The 19,251-nt window shown below is 30.2% G+C and carries 15 protein-coding genes; 2 read left to right on the top strand and 13 right to left on the bottom strand.

Features of this window, described 5'->3' with window-relative positions:
- From SVN78_02845 to SVN78_02820, 6 genes are all read right to left on the bottom strand, one after another.
- Positions 1-2,187: TIGR03960 family B12-binding radical SAM protein (locus SVN78_02845; GenBank protein MDY6820544.1), on the bottom strand; the 2,187-nt coding region annotated here is incomplete at its 3' end.
- Positions 2,184-3,287, bottom strand: coding sequence for a rod shape-determining protein RodA (gene rodA / locus SVN78_02840; GenBank protein ID MDY6820543.1), 1,104 nt, complete (start codon positions 3,285-3,287; stop codon positions 2,184-2,186). The genes rodA and SVN78_02845, both read right to left, overlap by 4 nt.
- Positions 3,271-5,088 carry a penicillin-binding protein 2 gene (gene mrdA, locus SVN78_02835; GenBank protein MDY6820542.1) on the bottom strand — a complete coding sequence of 606 codons (1,818 nt, stop codon included), beginning with the start codon at positions 5,086-5,088 and terminating at the stop codon, positions 3,271-3,273. The genes rodA and mrdA overlap by 17 nt, the downstream gene beginning before the upstream one ends.
- A 440-nt stretch (positions 5,089-5,528) precedes the next feature.
- Positions 5,529-6,323, bottom strand: coding sequence for a rod shape-determining protein MreC (mreC, locus tag SVN78_02830; protein ID MDY6820541.1), 795 nt, complete (start codon positions 6,321-6,323; stop codon positions 5,529-5,531).
- Positions 6,323-7,345: a rod shape-determining protein gene (locus tag SVN78_02825; protein MDY6820540.1), complete on the bottom strand. Its 1,023-nt coding sequence runs from the start codon at positions 7,343-7,345 to the stop codon at positions 6,323-6,325. Before SVN78_02825 ends, mreC begins: the two co-directional genes overlap by 1 nt.
- 22 nt (positions 7,346-7,367) lie before the next feature.
- Positions 7,368-7,841 carry a YfcE family phosphodiesterase gene (locus SVN78_02820; protein MDY6820539.1) on the bottom strand — a complete coding sequence of 158 codons (474 nt, stop codon included), beginning with the start codon at positions 7,839-7,841 and terminating at the stop codon, positions 7,368-7,370.
- A 67-nt stretch (positions 7,842-7,908) separates the two neighbouring features.
- On the opposite strand from SVN78_02820, the gene lysS reads away from it, so the two are divergent.
- Entirely contained in the window at positions 7,909-9,351 is a 1,443-nt protein-coding gene (gene lysS, locus SVN78_02815; GenBank protein ID MDY6820538.1) for a lysine--tRNA ligase, read from the top strand.
- Between the two features lie 9 nt (positions 9,352-9,360).
- Here lysS and SVN78_02810 read toward each other — a convergent pair whose 3' ends face one another.
- From SVN78_02810 to xerA, 7 genes are all read right to left on the bottom strand, one after another.
- Entirely contained in the window at positions 9,361-10,068 is a 708-nt protein-coding gene (locus tag SVN78_02810; protein MDY6820537.1) for a DNA repair protein RecO C-terminal domain-containing protein, read from the bottom strand.
- Positions 10,065-11,420 carry a magnesium transporter gene (gene mgtE / locus SVN78_02805; GenBank protein ID MDY6820536.1) on the bottom strand — a complete coding sequence of 452 codons (1,356 nt, stop codon included), beginning with the start codon at positions 11,418-11,420 and terminating at the stop codon, positions 10,065-10,067. The genes SVN78_02810 and mgtE overlap by 4 nt, the downstream gene beginning before the upstream one ends.
- 104 nt (positions 11,421-11,524) lie before the next feature.
- Positions 11,525-12,811 (bottom strand): hemolysin family protein, encoded by a 1,287-nt coding sequence (locus SVN78_02800; GenBank protein MDY6820535.1) that lies wholly within the window; start codon positions 12,809-12,811, stop codon positions 11,525-11,527.
- Between the two features lie 6 nt (positions 12,812-12,817).
- Positions 12,818-13,291 (bottom strand): rRNA maturation RNase YbeY, encoded by a 474-nt coding sequence (ybeY, locus tag SVN78_02795; protein ID MDY6820534.1) that lies wholly within the window; start codon positions 13,289-13,291, stop codon positions 12,818-12,820.
- Complete coding sequence (locus tag SVN78_02790; protein MDY6820533.1) at positions 13,269-14,222, bottom strand: PhoH family protein; 954 nt, start codon at positions 14,220-14,222, stop codon at positions 13,269-13,271. The genes ybeY and SVN78_02790 overlap by 23 nt, the downstream gene beginning before the upstream one ends.
- The gene (locus SVN78_02785) at positions 14,197-16,863 is read right to left on the bottom strand and encodes a CBS domain-containing protein (protein ID MDY6820532.1); all 2,667 of its coding nucleotides are present in this window, start codon (positions 16,861-16,863) and stop codon (positions 14,197-14,199) included. Before SVN78_02785 ends, SVN78_02790 begins: the two co-directional genes overlap by 26 nt.
- Before the next feature lies 1 nt (position 16,864).
- Complete coding sequence (gene xerA / locus SVN78_02780) at positions 16,865-17,746, bottom strand: site-specific tyrosine recombinase/integron integrase (GenBank protein ID MDY6820531.1); 882 nt, start codon at positions 17,744-17,746, stop codon at positions 16,865-16,867.
- A gap of 133 nt (positions 17,747-17,879) precedes the next feature.
- Here xerA and SVN78_02775 point away from each other — a divergent pair.
- The coding region (locus SVN78_02775) for a malic enzyme-like NAD(P)-binding protein (GenBank protein ID MDY6820530.1) at positions 17,880-19,251 on the top strand (1,372 nt) is incomplete at its 3' end.

The following is a 19,251-nucleotide window of genomic DNA, read 5'->3' as shown; positions in this document are numbered from 1 at the left end:
CTCATTTTTTAACTTCAAAAATTCATTAAATATAAATTCCTTTAACCTATACGTAACAATGGCACTATCTATAACTCTAGAATCACATCTTTCAATATTCTTTATTTTTATACCACACTTTACTTCTCGATTAAAAGAAGCAATTTTTGATTTCATATTATCTATTACTTCAGATTCGAAAAAAATTAATTCATTTAAACCTCTTACCCCAACAGGCAGTGGAAAAATATATCTCAATTTAGGTTGTTTATGATACCCCTTAGTAAAGTCCAAATTTATACCAATTGACCTTAACACAATCGAAAATAATCTTGTTACATCAAGGGCAGATAATAATATACCTTCTCTTAATTTAGCAAATCTTAAGGCATAACTATAAATTAAATCACTATTCGTTTTTCTAACAATATTAATAGTTTTACCAGTTTTATTTTCACTAGAGATTATATTATTGACTCTTTTAAAATCACATACGCCACAGCCACTACATTTAGAAAATGCGCAATTTTTTGTTGTGTCTAAATTTTTTGACTTTTTATATTCTTCTACTAAAAATTTTTTACTAACACCTATATCAATATTGTCCCAGGGCAAACAATCCTCATAGTTTATATCTCTTTCATAGTATTCCTTATAATTAATCCCCTCTTTCTCAAAAGCTAAAATCCATTTGTCAAAATCAAAATGTTCACTCCATTCATCAAATATTGCACCATTTTTATACGCATTATATATAACATCACCAATAGGATTATCACCCCTTGATATGATTGACTCTAGGACACTCTTTCTAATATCGTGAAAACTAGCTTCAATCTTGAGCCTTCTAAAAGACTTTTTTAAGTAATCTACCTTTTTATACAACTGCTCTATTGAATTTTGTTTATACCATTGAAAAGGGGTAAAAGGTTTAGCAACAAAATTTGAAATTGAAACAGATACCTTAAAACCTCTATTATACCTTTGACCCTCTTTCTTTATTCTATCAGATAATTTTATTATCTCTTCAATATCTTCTTCCTTTTCAAAAGGTAAGCCTATCATGAAATATATCTTTACCCTTCTATAACCCAATTTGGAGGAATTAACTACAGCATGTATTAATTGATCATTTGTTATATTCTTATTAATAATTTTTCTAAGCCTATCACTACCTGCCTCAGCAGCTATTGTAAAACCGCTCTGCTTTACCTTGGCAACCTCCTTTAATAGACCGCTATTATGTAAGTCAGCCCTGATTGATGGCAGTGATACTGCACACTTATAATCAAAAGACAATCTTTTAATAATTTCTATCAACTTCTCTAAATCTGAATAATCTGATACAGATAGTGATATAAAAGATAGATTAAGTTGCCCACTTTTCTCAACTTGGTTTATAGCTTCTTTGAAAAGACAATCAACACTTTTTTCTCTAAGAGGCCTATATATATAACCTGCTTGACAAAACCTACACCCATTTGTACAACCCCTTGCAACCTCAACTACAGCCCTATCATGAACAATGCTAAATAAAGGTATAATGTTAGCACTGTCCTCCACATCCCTTGAAAAACCCATCTCAATATGCCTTTTTATATATTTAGCTCTATTTATTTGGGGAACATAACAAAAGTCAAAAGAATCAAAAAATCTCAATATATCATGCCTTTTAGTTAACTTTAAGCTATATAATTCCTCGCATACCTCTACTAGCTTATTCTCCATCTCTCCAAAAAAGAAAATATCAATAAAGTTCATCAAGGGAGAAGGATTGTAAACAGAACTACCACCTGCTATAATTATTGGAAGGCCCCTTCTCTTGTTAGAGAACACTTCTAGAGCACCCTTTTCTAAAACTGATAATATATTTGAATATGTTAATTCTGATTGGAGAGAAAACCCAACTATATCAAAGGTATTTAATTTTTTCTTATATTCTAATGAACGATAGATTCTATCCTGAAATGTATTAATTGCATCTATATAGGGCATATAAAATCTATCAGCAAACAGACAACTAGATCTATTAATTCTATTATAGAGCAATTGTAAACCATAATTAGACATACCTATTTCATATAGATCAGGATATATTAAACAAATTCCTAATAAACCTTTAATATCCTTTTTAGAAATATTTATCTCTAGATTAGAATATCTCAGTGGTTTTTCTACATTTAACAACTCACTATAATGTAGTCTCATAGCTTTTGAAATCTTCTAATTGATACAGAATTTGCTATACCCAATAAAGTTGAAGCAGTTATGGTTATAGAACCCCCATAACTTATAAAAGGCATAGGGATACCCACTATGGGCATATACCCTATTGTCATTGCAGCATTAATATAAAAATGAATAAATAATAATGTAGCTACACCAACACAAAGTAGCTTACCACAAATCTCCCTTGCAATTAATGCAATATACAAAATTCTTATTATAAGTAACATATATAAAACAATTAGAAATAATGCACCTACAAACCCAAACTCTTCAGATAAGACAGAAAATACAAAATCTGTATGCTGTTCAGGCAAAAAATTTAGTTGTGATTGCGTTCCCTTTAGATAGCCCTTCCCATAAAGACCGCCAGATCCTATAGCAACTTTAGATTGAATAAGGTGATAACCTGATCCAAAGGGATCCCTTGAAGGATTTATAAATGTAAGCACTCTATCTCTTTGATAATCATGCAGATTAGCCCACAAAACAACAACCAAACAAAAGGAAAAAATAGAGAGTATTAAAAAAGCTCTAAATTGGATACCTCTAAATAGGAGTAGTACACACCACAACAATACTAACAAGCCTGCTGTACCAAGATCAGGCTGGTAAAATATTAACAAAAAAGGGGGTAAAACAACAAGAAATCTTATTATAATCTTTATTAAACCAAGTTTTTGCAAATTAAAATCACTAAAAAGCCTAGCCAAAACTATAACCCATATAACCTTAAACAACTCAGAAGGTTGAACTCTAATCAAGCCTAAATCTATCCAACTTTGTGCTCCCCTTCCAATATAGCCGTTAATTAAGACAAATGCTAATACTAAAAGGCCTACAACATAAAAAATATATGCATAGTTTATCAAATATCTATAATTAATAAGGGAGAAGCATATGAATATAATTAGTCCTAAAATTAGCCAATAGATTTGCTTAATATAAAATACCGAGACTTTAGATCCAGGATTAAAAGTAGCACTATAGATTATAAATATTCCAATAATAGAAAGTAATAAAAATAAGGCTAAAAGTAGATAATCAAAATATCTAATATTTAATTTATTTTTTAGCAACATAGCCTAAATCTATCATTTTATTTGCAATAGCTCCAGTGATTATAGCAGAGGTACTACTACCTGATCCACTATGCTCTACTAAGACCACAGTAATATACCTCGGATCATAAGCTGGAAAAACAGAAACAAACCAAGAATGATCTCTATATTTACGAGGTATATCTTCTTCCTCATACATTTTTGTTTGGCTTAATCCAACTACCTGAGCGGTGCCAGTTTTACCAGCTATATCAAGGCCTTTAACCCTTGCTCTATAACCTGTGCCATGCAGTGAATTGACAACCTCATGCATTGATTGCAATATGAAATCCCTAGTTTTCTTACTAATATCAACAGTCCTCTTAACCTCACTATTAATGGCAGTAGAACCGTTATTTCCCTTAATTTCCTTTAATAATGATGGTTTATAAACATAGCCCCCGTTAAATAAAGCTAAATAAGCAATCCCCATTTGTATAGGTGTTATTGAGATATAGCCTTGCCCAATAGAGGTTATAATTGTTTCACCTGGGAACCACGAACTTTTTAAATTGTTTCTTTTCCACTCTCTCGAGGGAAAAATACCTTTTTTTTCATTATATAGATCAATGCCCGTCTTTTCTCCTAAGCCAAGTAATTTTGAATATTTAGATATCAAATCAATTCCAACTTCCAATCCTGCGTTGTAAAAATATACATCACATGATTCCCTTATTGCACTTTTTAAATTCATAAATCCATGCCCTTCTTCTTTCCAACAATGATACTCATAGGGACCATATTTAAACACACCATTACAATAAAACTTATCATTTATTGACACTCTAGATTCTTTTAAAGCAATATAGGCTAATATAGGTTTATAAATAGAACCAGGGGAGTATAAGCCACTTATTGCTCTATTTGTTAATGGCCTATCCTTATCATTTACTAGAGCATTCCAATCCCTATTTTCTATATATGGAATAAAGAGATCTAAGTCATATGTTGGAGCAGAAAACAAAGAGAGTAATTCACCTTTTTTTATATCTAGCACAACAGCTGCACCAGTTAAATCTTTAAATAATTTTGATATAAATATTTGCAAATCAGAATCAATAGTTAAAACAATATCATCTCCTTTTATAGGCGGTTTCTCATCTAATATCTTATTTATCTGTCCATAATTGTTCACTTCTACCCTCATTGCGCCATTTTCACCCTTTAAAATATCTTCATATTTTTTTTCAATCCCACTTTTACCCAACAACTCGCCTATTCTATATCCTCCTAGTTTAACATCTTTTTTGTTAGCCTCACCTAAATAACCGATTATATGACTAAAGGCCTTACTATCACTATATGATCTGACAGAATTAGCCTCAATCTTAATACCCTTATACTTATCAATATGCTCCATTAAATATGACACGTCTTTATTATCTAAACCTCTATAAATTAATGCTGGTTCATAGACAAAGGTTTTTTCTATCCTTTCATAAGCTCTATCTACATCTAAATTAGGCAATATATCCTTTAACATAGAAATCAATTTTTTCAAATTATTGGCATCTTCTTTTACAACAAACAAATTATAGGTTGGTCTATTGGAGACAATAATCTTGCCGTTACTATCTAGTATTAAACCCCTTTCAGCTTTTATGTTTAATATTCTTATTCTATTGTTTTCAGCCAAATCAACAAATTTATCATAATTAATTATTTGTATATAGAATAATCCGCCAATTAAATTTAATATAATTAAAGTTAGAATTAGAATATAATTTCTAACTCTTTTTTTAAAATATTGATTAATCTTATCATCTAAAAATTTTAATATCAAAAGAAGCCCTTTTAATTGTATAATTTATTAACAAAATAAAAAAAATATCTATTAAAAATCGCTGCATAACTATGGGCATAAAATATTCATAAGAAAACCCATAATATATTAAATTAAAATTAATATATATAAAAATTAAAATACAGTAAAAAAAGAATCTTATATTAAAATGATCAAAATTGAAAAATTTGAAATATATTAATTTTATTATATAAAATGTATAAAATAATAACATATATATGCCAATAATTGGCATATATAAAAGATCTAGCATAAAGCCAGTTAGTATAGATATATAAATAAACTTTTCTCTTTTAAATAATTCAAGGAAAATTATATATAAAACTAAAATAAAATCGAATACCGATAAGATACTCCAAAAAACCAGATTTATAATATATAATAACAATATCAATGATATATATATTGTATATCTATTTTCAATTAGATTGTATAATAAATACATTTTCAACTTTATAAAAATCAACAAAGCTTTCTAGCCAGATTTTTCTAAACATACTTTTTGGCTCTATCTCTATTTTTACAACCTTTCCAACGGGCAAACCTTTTGGATATACCTTACCTAGACCTGAAGTTATGAAAATATCATCTACTGTAACGTTATCATCCTTAATATAGTAATCTACAACCAATCTTTTTCTGCTATCGCCATGCATAATGCCAATAGTCCTAGTTTTAAAATTCATAACACTTACATTATTATTAGGATTAATAACTGTTATCACTTTAGCTGAATTACTGTATACCTCAACAACTTTGCCAATTAATCCATCATAATTTATAACTGGATCGTCAATAGATATTCCCTGTTTTTTGCCTTTATCTATAATAAAAAAGCTTATATAACCGTTTATACTTCTACCTATAACATTACAAGCTAAACCATCTAGATTGTATATTTTTTTTATCTTTAGTATTTTTTTTAGGCTTTCATAGGTCTTTAATTTTTCTTTGAGAACTATATTTTCAAAATGTAGCCTTTTATTTTCTTCAATTACTTCTTTATATTTTTCTTTAATATTAACTAAATCTATATATGAGTCATATATGTTAACAACACAATTGACACCTTTATGACTATAATATACGAATGGATTTAATATATCCCCAATTATTCCTTTAAAAGGCCCTGTAATACTTGGATTTCTTATCTGTAAAATAATTAAAGGTATTAGAATAAAAACAAAAATAAGGACATATTTCCATATTCTCATTACTCATTTACTATTTTTTTCAACAATTTTATCTCTTCCAACATCTTACCAGCTCCCTTAACAACAGCTGTTAAAGGTTCATCTGCAATCAATGCTGGCAATCCTGTTACCTCAGAAATCATTTTGTCAAGCCCCTTAAGTAATGCTCCTCCACCAGTTAGCATAATACCCCTATCAATTATATCTGCTGACAAATCTGGTGGGGTATTTTCAAGGGCAATCTTTACTGCATTAACAATCATTTTAACAGGTTCAGCCAAGGCCTCTCTTATTTCTTTATCATTTATCTCAATTGTCTTTGGAACCCCCTCTACTTTATCCCTACCCTTTATTTCAACAGACATCTCTTCATCTAATGGGTATGCTGAGCCAATTGACATTTTAATTTTTTCAGCTGTTGAATAACCAATCAAAAGGTTATATTTACTTTTTATATAATTAACTATGGCTTCATCTAGTTCGTCGCCGGCAACACGTATAGAGCTTGTATATACCATTCCAGAAAGAGAGATGACTGCAACCTCAGTTGTACCTCCCCCAATATCAACAACCATATTGCCAGCAGCTTCCTCTATAGGTAATCCTGCACCAATTGCTGCTGCTATAGGCTCTTCTACAATATACACCTCTCTTGCTCCAGCTTGTATAGCAGAATCTTTTACTGCCCTTCTTTCAACCTGGGTAACACCAGAGGGGACACTTATTATAATTCTAGGCCTAACAAGGAATCTTCTATTTTGAACCTTCTGTATAAAATATTTAAGCATCTTTTCTGTAGTATCAAAATCTGCAATAACACCATCCTTCATAGGTCTTAACGCAACAATATTTGCTGGGGTTCGCCCAAGCATGCTTTTTGCCTCAGAACCAACTGCTAATATCTCTTTAGTATTTCTATTTAAAGCAACAACAGAGGGCTCTGAACATACGATGCCTTTACCTCTTACGTAAATCAATGTATTAGCTGTGCCCAAATCAATTGCTAAATCATTTGAAAAACCAAAAAAAATATTTTTAAACACTTTTAACCCTCAAATTTTAATCTTATATCTCTATAAATTCAACATCCATTGTTGCTAAATCGATTGTACATATAGTAGATAAGCCAGATATATAGCCAGATACTGTACCCGGATTTACTATTATCTGATTACCTTTTTTGTGGTAGTCTTTGTTATGGGTATGACCATATAATACAACGTCTATATTTTCATCAATATCATCTATTATAAATTGTTCATGGAATATTATAATTTGCTTACCATCTAATACAATTTTTTTTGGCATTTTATGAAACCTTCCAGAGGTCACATGATTAATCAATTGTAAATCCCCATCATTATTTCCAAAAACACCTATATAATCACAATTTAAATTCTCTAATGGTTTAGCTGCAAAAGGGGAAACTATATCACCACAATGGATAACATATTCAACTTTTTTGCTATTAAAGATAGCAATACTTTTATTAATTTTTTCCATTGCATCATGGGTATCTGATAAAACACCTATCAACATTTTATCCCCCAATTGTAATTTTTATTATTGTAATACAATAAAAGATATTATATAACAAGTAAAATTTATGGACGATCACAAATTTATTAAACTTCAAAACATTAAAGAGTTAGATATTAACCCTTACATTAACAGTTTTAGGGTTGAATTCCCTATTAAGCAAATTGTTAACAGATACGAAGATTTAGATAATTCTACCCTTCTTAAAAATAAATATAAATTTATAGTTGCTGGTAGAATAATGGCTATAAGAAGCTTTGGGAAGGTAGCTTTTTTATCGCTACAAGATTCAAGTGGTACAATTCAAGCATATGTTAGGACAAAAGATCTAAATGAAACAGATAGAAATATCTATAATAACATTGAAACAGGTGACTTTATAGGTGTTAGTGGATATCTCTTTAAAACCAAGACAGAAGAGTTAACAATATATACTGAAACTATCACACTATTAACTAAATCTCTGCGAGATTTACCAGAAAAGTGGCATGGCCTAAAAGATATTGAAAAACGGTTAAGACAAAGATATCTAGATATATTAGTAAATAGAGAAAGTAGGGAAGTCTTTATAAAACGCTCTATAATTATTCAGCAAATTAGGGAATATTTTATAGCACACAATTTTTTAGAGGTAGAAACCCCTATGTTGCAACCCTATGCAGGAGGAGCTACGGCAACACCTTTTAAAACTTATTTTAGCAGCTTAAATAGGGAGTACTATCTAAGAATAGCCCCTGAGTTATATTTAAAAAGGCTTGTTATTGGTGGCTTTGAAAGGGTATTTGAGATAAATAAAAATTTCAGGAATGAAGGAGTTTCAATAAAGCACAACCCAGAATTTACAATGATTGAGTGGTATATGGCCTATGCTGATTATTATGACCTTATGAGAATGACAGAGGATCTAATAAATAATCTCGCTTTAAAAATAAATAATAATAGAGAAATTGAGTTTAAAGGTAAAAAGATAGATTTAAGTCCACCATGGCAAAAATTATCACTCAATAATGCAATCCTAAAATACAGTAATATCTCAGAGGAAGAGTTAAATAGTTTTGAACAACTATTAAATATTGCAAAGAAAATAGGGATAGAGCTAGAAGAAAGTATTACACATAATAAATTAAAAGTAAAAATATTTGAAAAATTGGTTGAAGAAAAACTAGTTGATCCAACATTTATTACCGACTATCCAAAGGAGGTTTCACCTTTAGCAAAAGCTAAAGAAGACGACTCAGAGACGACAGAAAGATTTGAACTGTATATAGGTGGCATGGAGATAGCTAATGGTTTTAATGAACTAAATGATCCAATCGAGCAAAAGAAAAGATTTGAAGAACAGATTAAAAATAGCGAAGATAAGACATTAGATCAAGACTATATTAATGCCCTTGAATATGGGCTTCCACCAACTGCTGGCGAGGGTTTGGGTGTAGATAGATTAATTATGTTATTTACAGGTAAAAGCTCAATTAGGGATGTAATATTATTCCCACAACTTAGATCATAATAGTCATAACTATCTAAATATTTTTAACCCACTTAAACTTTTTATTTTTTTATTTGTATGCATTTCTATATAAGCTGTAAAAATTTCTAATAGTCTAAACTCCCTATCTTCATCGATATCTTTAAATCTAAAAGCATTTTTGTCCTCTAAAATTTTAATAACTTTATAATCTGTGTTATCTATGTTTTTTTTAATCTTAAAATCTATTGCACAGTCTGGACAGAGCAATCCTTCATCACATAAAAAAAGTGTATCATTTAGCTGTTGACCGCATTTGCAGCAGTAATGAAAATCAAATATAATACCACTTTTTTTTAATATATAATAAATGGTGTAGATAGAAAATTTTGTATAATTTTTTTCCTTTACATTTAATAGTAGTTTAAATAAATAACTATCTGCCATCTCTAAGGGATAGAGCATATCTATGATCTCAAAAATAATAATAAGTCTTAAATATATAGGTTTAATCTCTATATAGTGATAATAATCTGGAAAAACCCTAAAATTGTAAAATTTATTAAGATCGGAATTTGCTTTCTTAAAAAAATCTATCTCACCTGGTATTACTTTTGAGATACTTCCTTTTTTAGTAAAAGCCTTCCCTATAAAAAATTTTAATTTTCCATAATCTTCAGTATAAGCGTAGGCTATAGCTGAATAATCAGAGAAATTTAATAACCTGTAGAAAAATCCTCTTGTTAGTTCCCTACTCATACAAATATATTCAATAATAGTAGAGATATTGTAAAATATATTGTCAAGCCAGTGATATCATTTAATGTCGATATTAAAGGACTTGACGCAACAGCAGGATCAAGCTTCATCTTAATTAGTGTAGCAGGTACTATGGAGCCTATAAATGTTGCAAAAATTATAGCAGACAACATAGCAACACCTAATACTACCCCTACCTTAACATCTACACCAAGAATTGGGGCTACAATACTAAGCAATAATCCTAATAAAACCCCCATAATAACACCTACGCGAACCTCTTTAAATATAACTTTAACCATATCTTTCTTTGTAATTTTGCCAAGAGCTAAACCTCTAATTAATATAGTAGATGATTGAGTACCTACATTACCTGCCATTGCCATAATAAGTGGAATAAAACTTGCTAGAACGGCAAACTCCTGCACTTTACCATGGAAATAACTAATAATAAAGGCTGTTATTAACTCCCCAAAAAAGGTTATTAACAGCCAGGGGGATCTCACCTTTGCAATCCAAAAAGATCTATTACCTATTATTAATTCATCATCAGTAGTACCAGCCATCTTATATATATCTTCTGTGGTCTCTTCCCTAATAATATCTATAACATCATCTACAGTGATGATTCCAACTAGCCTATTATTTGTATCAACTACAGGTACTGCCAATAAATCATAGCGCTCAACTATTTTAGCAACTTCTTCCCTATCTGTATAAACGTCTACCTTTATGACATCTCTTGTCATTACTTCCTTAAGCTTTCTTTCAGGAGGATTTAATATTAACTGTCTAAGAGATACAACACCTGATAGTTTGCCTTCAGAGTCTACAACATAAAGGTAGAAAACCATCTCCAAATTTTCTGCCTTGTGTAAAACCTTTGTCGCTTCTTTCACAGTTGTATCTTCATGTAATGCAAAAAAATTAGGATTCATAGTAAAACCAGCAGAATCCTCTGGATACCTAAGCAATCTCTCAACTCTACTAGCTTTTTGCTTATCCATATAACTTAGGATTTCACTAATCCTTTCTTCATCAACCAGCATTAGTATATTAGCAGCATCATCTGACTCCATCTCATTTAGTAGCATTGCTATCTCTTTTGAATTCATTGTTTCAAACAATTCAATTATTTGGCTTTCTTCAAGCTCCAATATAACTTTAGAAAGAATTGGTTTGCCGCCTAGAATATTCCATATTTTCTTTCTATCTAAATCACTGAGATTTTTTATAATGATTGCTATATCAGCAGGATGTAATTTTAGTAATAGATTCTCAAGGTGATTTATTGCATTTCTTCTTATAAGCTTCTTTACTGAATCTATCTTTATTTTTAACGGCGTTGTCATTGTATGTAATTGCCCCTTTAAAAGCGTAAAACTTTATATCTGATTGTTAATTATCTTAAATTTTAAGTATTAGTTCAAGATAAATTTAAAATTACAAATAACTATTATTCAACATTCTCTTTTGTGGAGTCTTCTAACTTTATTTCTACTTTCCTCAGCTTCCTTCCTTCTCTACTTAACACCTTTAAAATATACTTATCAAAAGTATATTCCTCGCCAATTTCTGGTATTTTTCCTGCTAGTGAATAGATTAAACCAGCTAGTGTTTCACAATCATCTGTTATATCATTTTTCTCAATATTAAAATACTCTAAAAAATCATTTATATTTATTCTTGCATCAGCCTTATATACATTATCAGCTACCTTGACTATTTTTATATCTTCTTCGTTGTCAAATTCATCCCTTATCTCTCCTACTATCTCTTCAAGTATATCCTCTAAAGTGACAAGGCCAGCAACCCCCCCATATTCATCTATAACTATAGCCATATGTATCCTTTTTGCTTGAAATTCTCTTAATAGTTCATCTATCTTTTTAGTTTCTGGAACAAAATAGGGCTTCCTCAGTATTGATCTAATCTCTATATCATTAAATGTATCACTGCTATATTTTAGAAGGTCTTTAACGTATAAAATACCAATAATATTATCAACCCTGCCTTCAAATACAGGTATCCTTGAAAACTCATATTCTCTTATAACCTTAATAATCTCATCTTTGCTCTCCTCTACATCAACTGCAAGCATATCTGTTCGGGGGACCATAACCTCTTTTACAGTCATATCAGACATCTCGAAGATATTGTGCAACATCTCCCTTTTTTGATATTCTAATATACCTTCTTTACCACCCACTTTAATTAAAAATTCTATTTCATCCTCAGTTATTGTTGGTCCTATCCTTTCAATTTTGATACCGGTTATTTTGCTTAAGAAAATAACAAAGTATTCTAATAGGTATGTAATTGGGTAAAACAAGTAATAAAATAATTTTAATATATTAATAAAATATATACTAAGCTTCTCATAATTATGCTTTGCTAATGTCTTTGGGGTTATCTCTGCAAGTAATAGTATTAGAAAAGTCATAATACCTGTAGTTAATGCAACTTCTATACTACCAAAAATTTTAATTGATAAGTCCGTTGCTAGAACGGAACTTAAAATATTAACTAAATTATTCCCCACAAGAATTGTTATTAAAATCCTATTAGGCCTCAATAGCCATAATGTTAAAGCTTTAGCTTTCCCTCTATCCTCCTCTTCTAATAATTTTCTTGTTTTAAACTCAGAAATTGAAGTAAGTGCAGTTTCAGTAGCCGAAAAAAAAGCTGATAATAATAAACAGAGTATTATAAAAATTATCTCCAATTCTAAACTAATTGCCATAATAGATTATATCTCCAAAATATGCTTACATTTATCGAATAATATATCTTGAAAGTTAAACATTTTTGATTCTTCTTCTTTTGATTTTTCATGGTCATAGCCAAGCAAATGAAGAATTCCGTGGATAAATAGGTATATCACCTCAAATTTTAAAGATGCTCTATCGTAATCAATGTTTTTCAATGCTGTATCAATTGAAATAACAATATCGCCTAATACGGGATCATAAATTTCATCTGGCTCATTCATTGGAAAAGCAAGTACATCTGTAGGATAATCACATCCCCTATATTTTGCATTCAACTTTTTTATAAACTCATCATCACATAACAATAAACTTATTTCAGCAGAATCTTTTCCATACTTTACTCCTTCAAGAACGATATCAGCAATAACTTCAAATTGATACTTACTAACCTCACTATAATTATAATTATTTATAAGCTCTACTTTAATATTAACTTGTTGCTTCTCTTTCATACTCGTCAAAAGCCTCAATAATCCTTTGTACAATGGGGTTTCTCACTACATCACTTTTATCAAAATATATAAATTTAATATCTTTTATATCCCTTAATATGTCTTGAGCCAAAATAAGACCAGAATTTTTATTTGCAGGCAGATCTACTTGCGTTACATCTCCATTTATTACAGCTTTTGAGTTAAAACCCAATCTTGTTAAAAACATTTTCAACTGTCTAATAGTTGTATTTTGTGCTTCATCTAAAACAATAAAGGAATCGTTGAGGGTTCTGCCACGCATATATGCAAGGGGGGCAAGTTCTATAACACCCTTCTCTATCAACCTATTAGCTTTTTCAGCATCTAACATTTCAAAGAGGGCATCATAAAGCGGTCTTAGATATGGATCTATTTTAGCAGCAATATCTCCTGGCAAAAATCCTAAGGATTCGCCTGCTTCAACTGCAGGTCTAGTTAAAATTATTCTACTAATTTTTTTCTCTAAAAACATATTTATTGCCAAGGCCATTGCAAGATATGTTTTGCCAGTACCAGCTGGTCCTATACAAAATACAACATCATTATTTCTAATTGCATTAACATAGTTATACTGATTTTTTGTTTTTAAAAAAACCTCCTTTGTCCAACCAGCTACTCTGATTCTATCAAGGAATACATCCTCTACATTAGATCCCTTACTATTTTGAAGCATATTAAATACATCTTTTACATCATCTATCGATATTCTTCTTTTAGATGCAATTGCTGATAAATGTTTTAATAGTTTTTCTACGAATAAAACTTCATTTTCATCGCCTTCTAAATAAATATTACTAGATCTAGCAGATATATTTACATTAATTTTACTTTTTATATATTTTACAAAACTATCTTCTTGACCCAAAATCCAAGGTATTACCTGTTCATCTAATGTAATTTTTTTCCTCATCTACACCCTTTTCTGCTGTAAATTTTTCAAATAAAATCTTAGCCATTGAAAGCTCATCGCTTTTGTTCTTTATTTTTCCATCGATCTTTAGTTTAAGTAGCTCATCTAAAACTACACCAAATAACTTAGAAGGCTTGAAACCTGCCTCTATCAAATCATTACCATTTATTTCTAGCTTAATATCTTTAAATTTTGTAAGATAATCCTTTAAACATCTATCAAAATCTTTACCCATTAAAGCGCTAATAAACAGTACATATTCGATATTTAATTCCCTTAAATAAAAAAACACTTCAGAGTTTTTAATATTCTGCTTCCTTTTTAATTTACCATATATACTTTTTGCTTTAAAAAAGGAACTTAAAAATTCTTTCTCAAAAGATTTTGGGAATTGAAACTTCTTTAATACCCTTTTAACATCCTTAAATTTTAATTCATTAATTAAAATGGCAAATCTACATTTATACAGTTCTACATAATCTTTAAATTGAATTGTGTACCAATTATATATTCTACTAAGATTAGAAAATAACCTTATCTTATATTCATCTATTGTTATTTTCTCATGTATAAAGGGTAGAATTTTAAAAGTATCTAATAATTTTAGACCTTCCAAATAACCATCTTCTTCAAGCAAATGCCTTAATTCATACCAAAACCTCGAGCCAGGCACCCTAGAAAAAAGATTCAAATCCACAGCATTTTTTAATAATCTAGTTGTATGTTTGCCAATGTCAAATTTATAACGAATTGCAAAGCGTATTGCCCTTATACCACGTGTTGGATCCTCTATAAAACTTAAGTTATGTAGCACCCTTATCTTTTTATCAGCTATATCCCTTAAACCGCCATAATAATCTATTATTTTACCAAAATCAGACTTATTTATTTGGATAGCCATAGCATTAATAGTAAAATCTCTTCTAAACAAATCTCTTTTAATAGATGAAAATTCAACAATTGGAAAGGCACCAGGGTGATCATAGTATTCAGTTCTACTTGTTGCAAAATCTATTCTGAGCCCATCAAGTAAAACAACGGCAGTCTTAAACTTGTCATGGATATGTATTTTAGCATTTTTTATTTTTGCAAATCTCTTTGCTAATAATATGGCGTTGCCTTCTACCACAATATCAACATCTAGATTTAGATAATTAAGAAGAAGATCCCTTACAAATCCTCCAACTAAATAAACATTAATATTTAGTTTATCTGCCAACTCGCCAATTTCAATAAAAATTTTATAAAGACTATCGCCATACCTATTTTTAATGATAGAGGCAACATTTTTTTCATTATATATTTTAATATTATTAAAAACAATATTTCCAAAGTTTTTATTTTTTGCTAATTTACTCTGAAACATCCTGAGAAGATCGACCCTTGTAATTACACCAATCAACCTATCATCCTTTACAACAGGCACTAATTTTTGATTATTACCTATAATAATATTTTCAACAGTATAGTATGGTGTATCCTCTGTTACAATATCAAATTCAACTTGCATTATATTCTTTATGGGTTCTTTATTTATTCCATGTTTAATACCTTGCAATATATCCTGTCTTGTAACTATACCTATAACCTTTGAATCCTTTACAACTGGCATAGTATTAAAATTATATTTTGTAAATATATCTAATGCCTTTTCAAAAGAGAAATCCTCTTCTAAAGCTACAGCAGGGGAAGTCATCAAATCTCTTGCATATTCTACAAATCTTAATGCCTTCTTTATTATCAATTTAAATCTCTCAAGAGCCTCCTGTAAGGTCATATCTTTAATAGTTGCTGATGCCGCATAGGGGTGACCGCCACCACCATAATATTCTGCTACTTTAGAAACATCTATTCTATTATCATTACTCCTTGCAACGAAAAAAATCCTATCCCCACTTCTTACAAAAACAAAGATACAATCTAAGTTTTCTATATCCATAATTCTATGTGTTAGGTAAGAAACATCTTCAACATATTCATCATGGGATGCATGGGAATATGAAATTAAAATTCCATCAATTCTATAAATATTTAAATTATTAATTAATTCATTTAATATATTAATCTGTTCCTTTGTGAGTTCTTTTTTTACATATTGACTAACTAAATTTATATTTGCACCGAGCTCTAGCAACTTACTACAAATCTTTAGATCAAGGGGAGTAGTGCCATAAAAAGTAAGAAAACCAGTGTCTTCATAAATACCTAGCAAAAAAAATGATGCTTCATCCTCGTCAATGGGCACTTCTTTTTCTATTAATTCCTGCACAACAAGTGTTGTTGTAGCTCCAATCTTTTCAATATAATACTCATTTGCTGCAATATCCCATCCACTATCAGGATGATGATCATATAGTATCACTTTCTTAGCTAAAGGTAAAATATACTTTAGATTACCCAATCTATTTGCATATTTACAATCAGTTATAACTACCAAATCAATATTATCTATCTCACTTAGATTTATGTCGGAAAACCTCTTAATATTTATATCTATATACTCATTTTCTAAAAATGTTTTAACATTACTTTCAGGATCGGTATCTAGTAAAATATAATCACAGTTGTATAGTTTAAATGCCCCAAAGGCACTTGCCAATGCATCAAAATCTGCTTTCAAATGTGTAAGAACGATCTTCAAGCTAAAACTCTTTCCTTTTAAAGCGTGGATGGTTTTCCATTAATGCATTTCTAAGGTTGTCATCATTTAAATGTGTATATACCTGGGTTGTATTTAAGCTAGAATGACCTAAAAATATCTGAATACTTCTTAAATCTGCTCCACCACTTAAAAGATGGGTTGCGAAAGAGTGTCTCAAGGTATGGGGTGTAATATTTTTTCTAATCCCTGCTTTATAACAATAATCCTTTATAATATTCCATATAGAGACTCTAGACAGTTTTGTACCAAAACGATTGAGAAATAAATAACCATCATCCCTATTTTTCACTAAATAATCTCTTCTAACTACCAAATAGTCCTTTATATGCGCACAAAGATTCTCATACAAAGGAACATATCTATATTTTGAACCCTTACCTACAACTCTAATGATACCTCTTTCTAAATCTAAATCAATAACACGCATATTTGATACTTCTGACACTCTAGCACCAGTAGCGTATAATGTTTCAATAATAATTTTATCCCTAAATCCCAATGGTTTTTTCGTATTAGGAATATTTATAAGCTTTTCTACCTCATTTATACTTAAGAAATTTGGTAATTTTTCCCAATTTTTAGGTCTAGAAATTTTAATAACTGGGTTTTCATCAATATTTTTCTCAACTAATAAGTAATCAAAAAATGTAGTTAAACCTGATAATATTCTATTAATTGATTCATTAGAATATCTATTTTCTCTTAAATAATATATAAACTCTATAATATCATTAGAATTTACAAAAAGTAAGTCCTTTTCTAAAAAGTCGGCAAACATTTTAACATCGTGAAGATAAGCAGATATCGTATTATTGCTTAATGCAAGTTCAAATCTCAGATAATCTTTAAATCCTTTTAAAATTATGCACCTTTTAAAAAAATAGTTTGAAATTATTAATATATCTCTTTACAATCTATATTAAATACAGTATAATTTCAAGTTAAATAAGTTATAAATATATTTTATTATTTATGAAAGTAATGAGGAGGTTCAAATGAGAAAAATAACAGATGAAGAAGCTTTAGAGTATCATAGTGGAGCCAGAGCTGGTAAAATAGAAGTTGTGCCCACTAAACCATGTATAACACAAAGAGACTTATCTCTTGCCTATACACCAGGCGTAGCTATTCCTTGTAAAAAAATAGAGAGCGATATTAACAATGTCTTTAAATATACCGCAAAAGGCAATCTTGTTGCAGTAGTATCAAATGGCACAGCTGTATTAGGCCTTGGAAATATAGGGGCTTTAGCTGGAAAACCTGTAATGGAAGGCAAGGGTGTATTATTCAAACGCTTTGCTGATGTTGATGTCTTTGATATTGAAGTAAATTCAGAAAACCCAGATGATATTATAAAGGTGTGCAAATTAATTGAACCCACTTTTGGTGGTATCAATTTAGAGGATATTAAAGCTCCTGATTGTTTTTACATCGAAGAGACATTAAAAGAGGCTCTAAATATCCCCGTTTTTCATGATGATCAACACGGAACAGCTATTATTGCTTCAGCAGGTCTTGTTAACGCACTTGAATTGCAAAATAAAAAAATTGAAGATGTTAAAATAGTTATTAATGGCGCTGGAGCTGCTGGTATAGCTATAGGTAAAATGCTCCTTCTGCTTGGCGCAAAAAAAGAGAACATAAGAATGTGTGACTCAAAAGGTGTGATTTATGAAGGTAGAGCAGAAGGAATGAATAAATATAAGGAAGAATTTGCTGCTCCCACTGAAGAAAGAACCCTATTTGATGCAATGAAAGGTGCAGATGTCTTTATGGGGGTTTCAGTAAAGGGTGTCGTTAGCAAGGAAATGGTGAGGAATATGTCAAGTAGACCAATCATAATGGCTATGGCAAACCCCGATCCTGAGATCACTCCAGAAGAGGTTGCAGAGGTAAGAGATGATGTTATAATGGCAACTGGTAGATCTGATTATCCAAATCAAGTAAATAATGTATTAGGCTTCCCTTTTATCTTTAGGGGAGCATTAGATGTTAGAGCTACAACTATTAATGACGAAATGAAATTAGCTGCCTCTAAAGCGCTTGCCAGACTTGCCAAAGAGGCAGTCCCTAAAGATGTGTGCAGAGCCTATGGTCTAAAGCATATCGAATTTGGAAAGGATTATATAATACCTAAACCTTTTGATCCAAGAGTTTTAACATATGAGGCTTCTGCCGTTGCAAAAGCAGCAATTGAGAGTGGTGTAGCTAGAAAAAATATAGATGATTTTACACAATATAGATACGCCCTTGAATCACGACTATCTATTGAAAAAGATTTTATTAGAATAATTATAAATATGGCTATGGAATCCCCAAAAAAGCTTGTATTCCCAGAAGCAGAACATGAAAACATTTTAAGAGCAG

This window comes from Deferribacterota bacterium, from assembly GCA_034189185.1.
Lineage (GTDB): Bacteria > Chrysiogenota > Deferribacteres > Deferribacterales > UBA228 > UBA228.
Note: the sequence above shows the minus strand (reverse complement) of the source record. Positions and strands in the feature narration are given on the sequence as shown.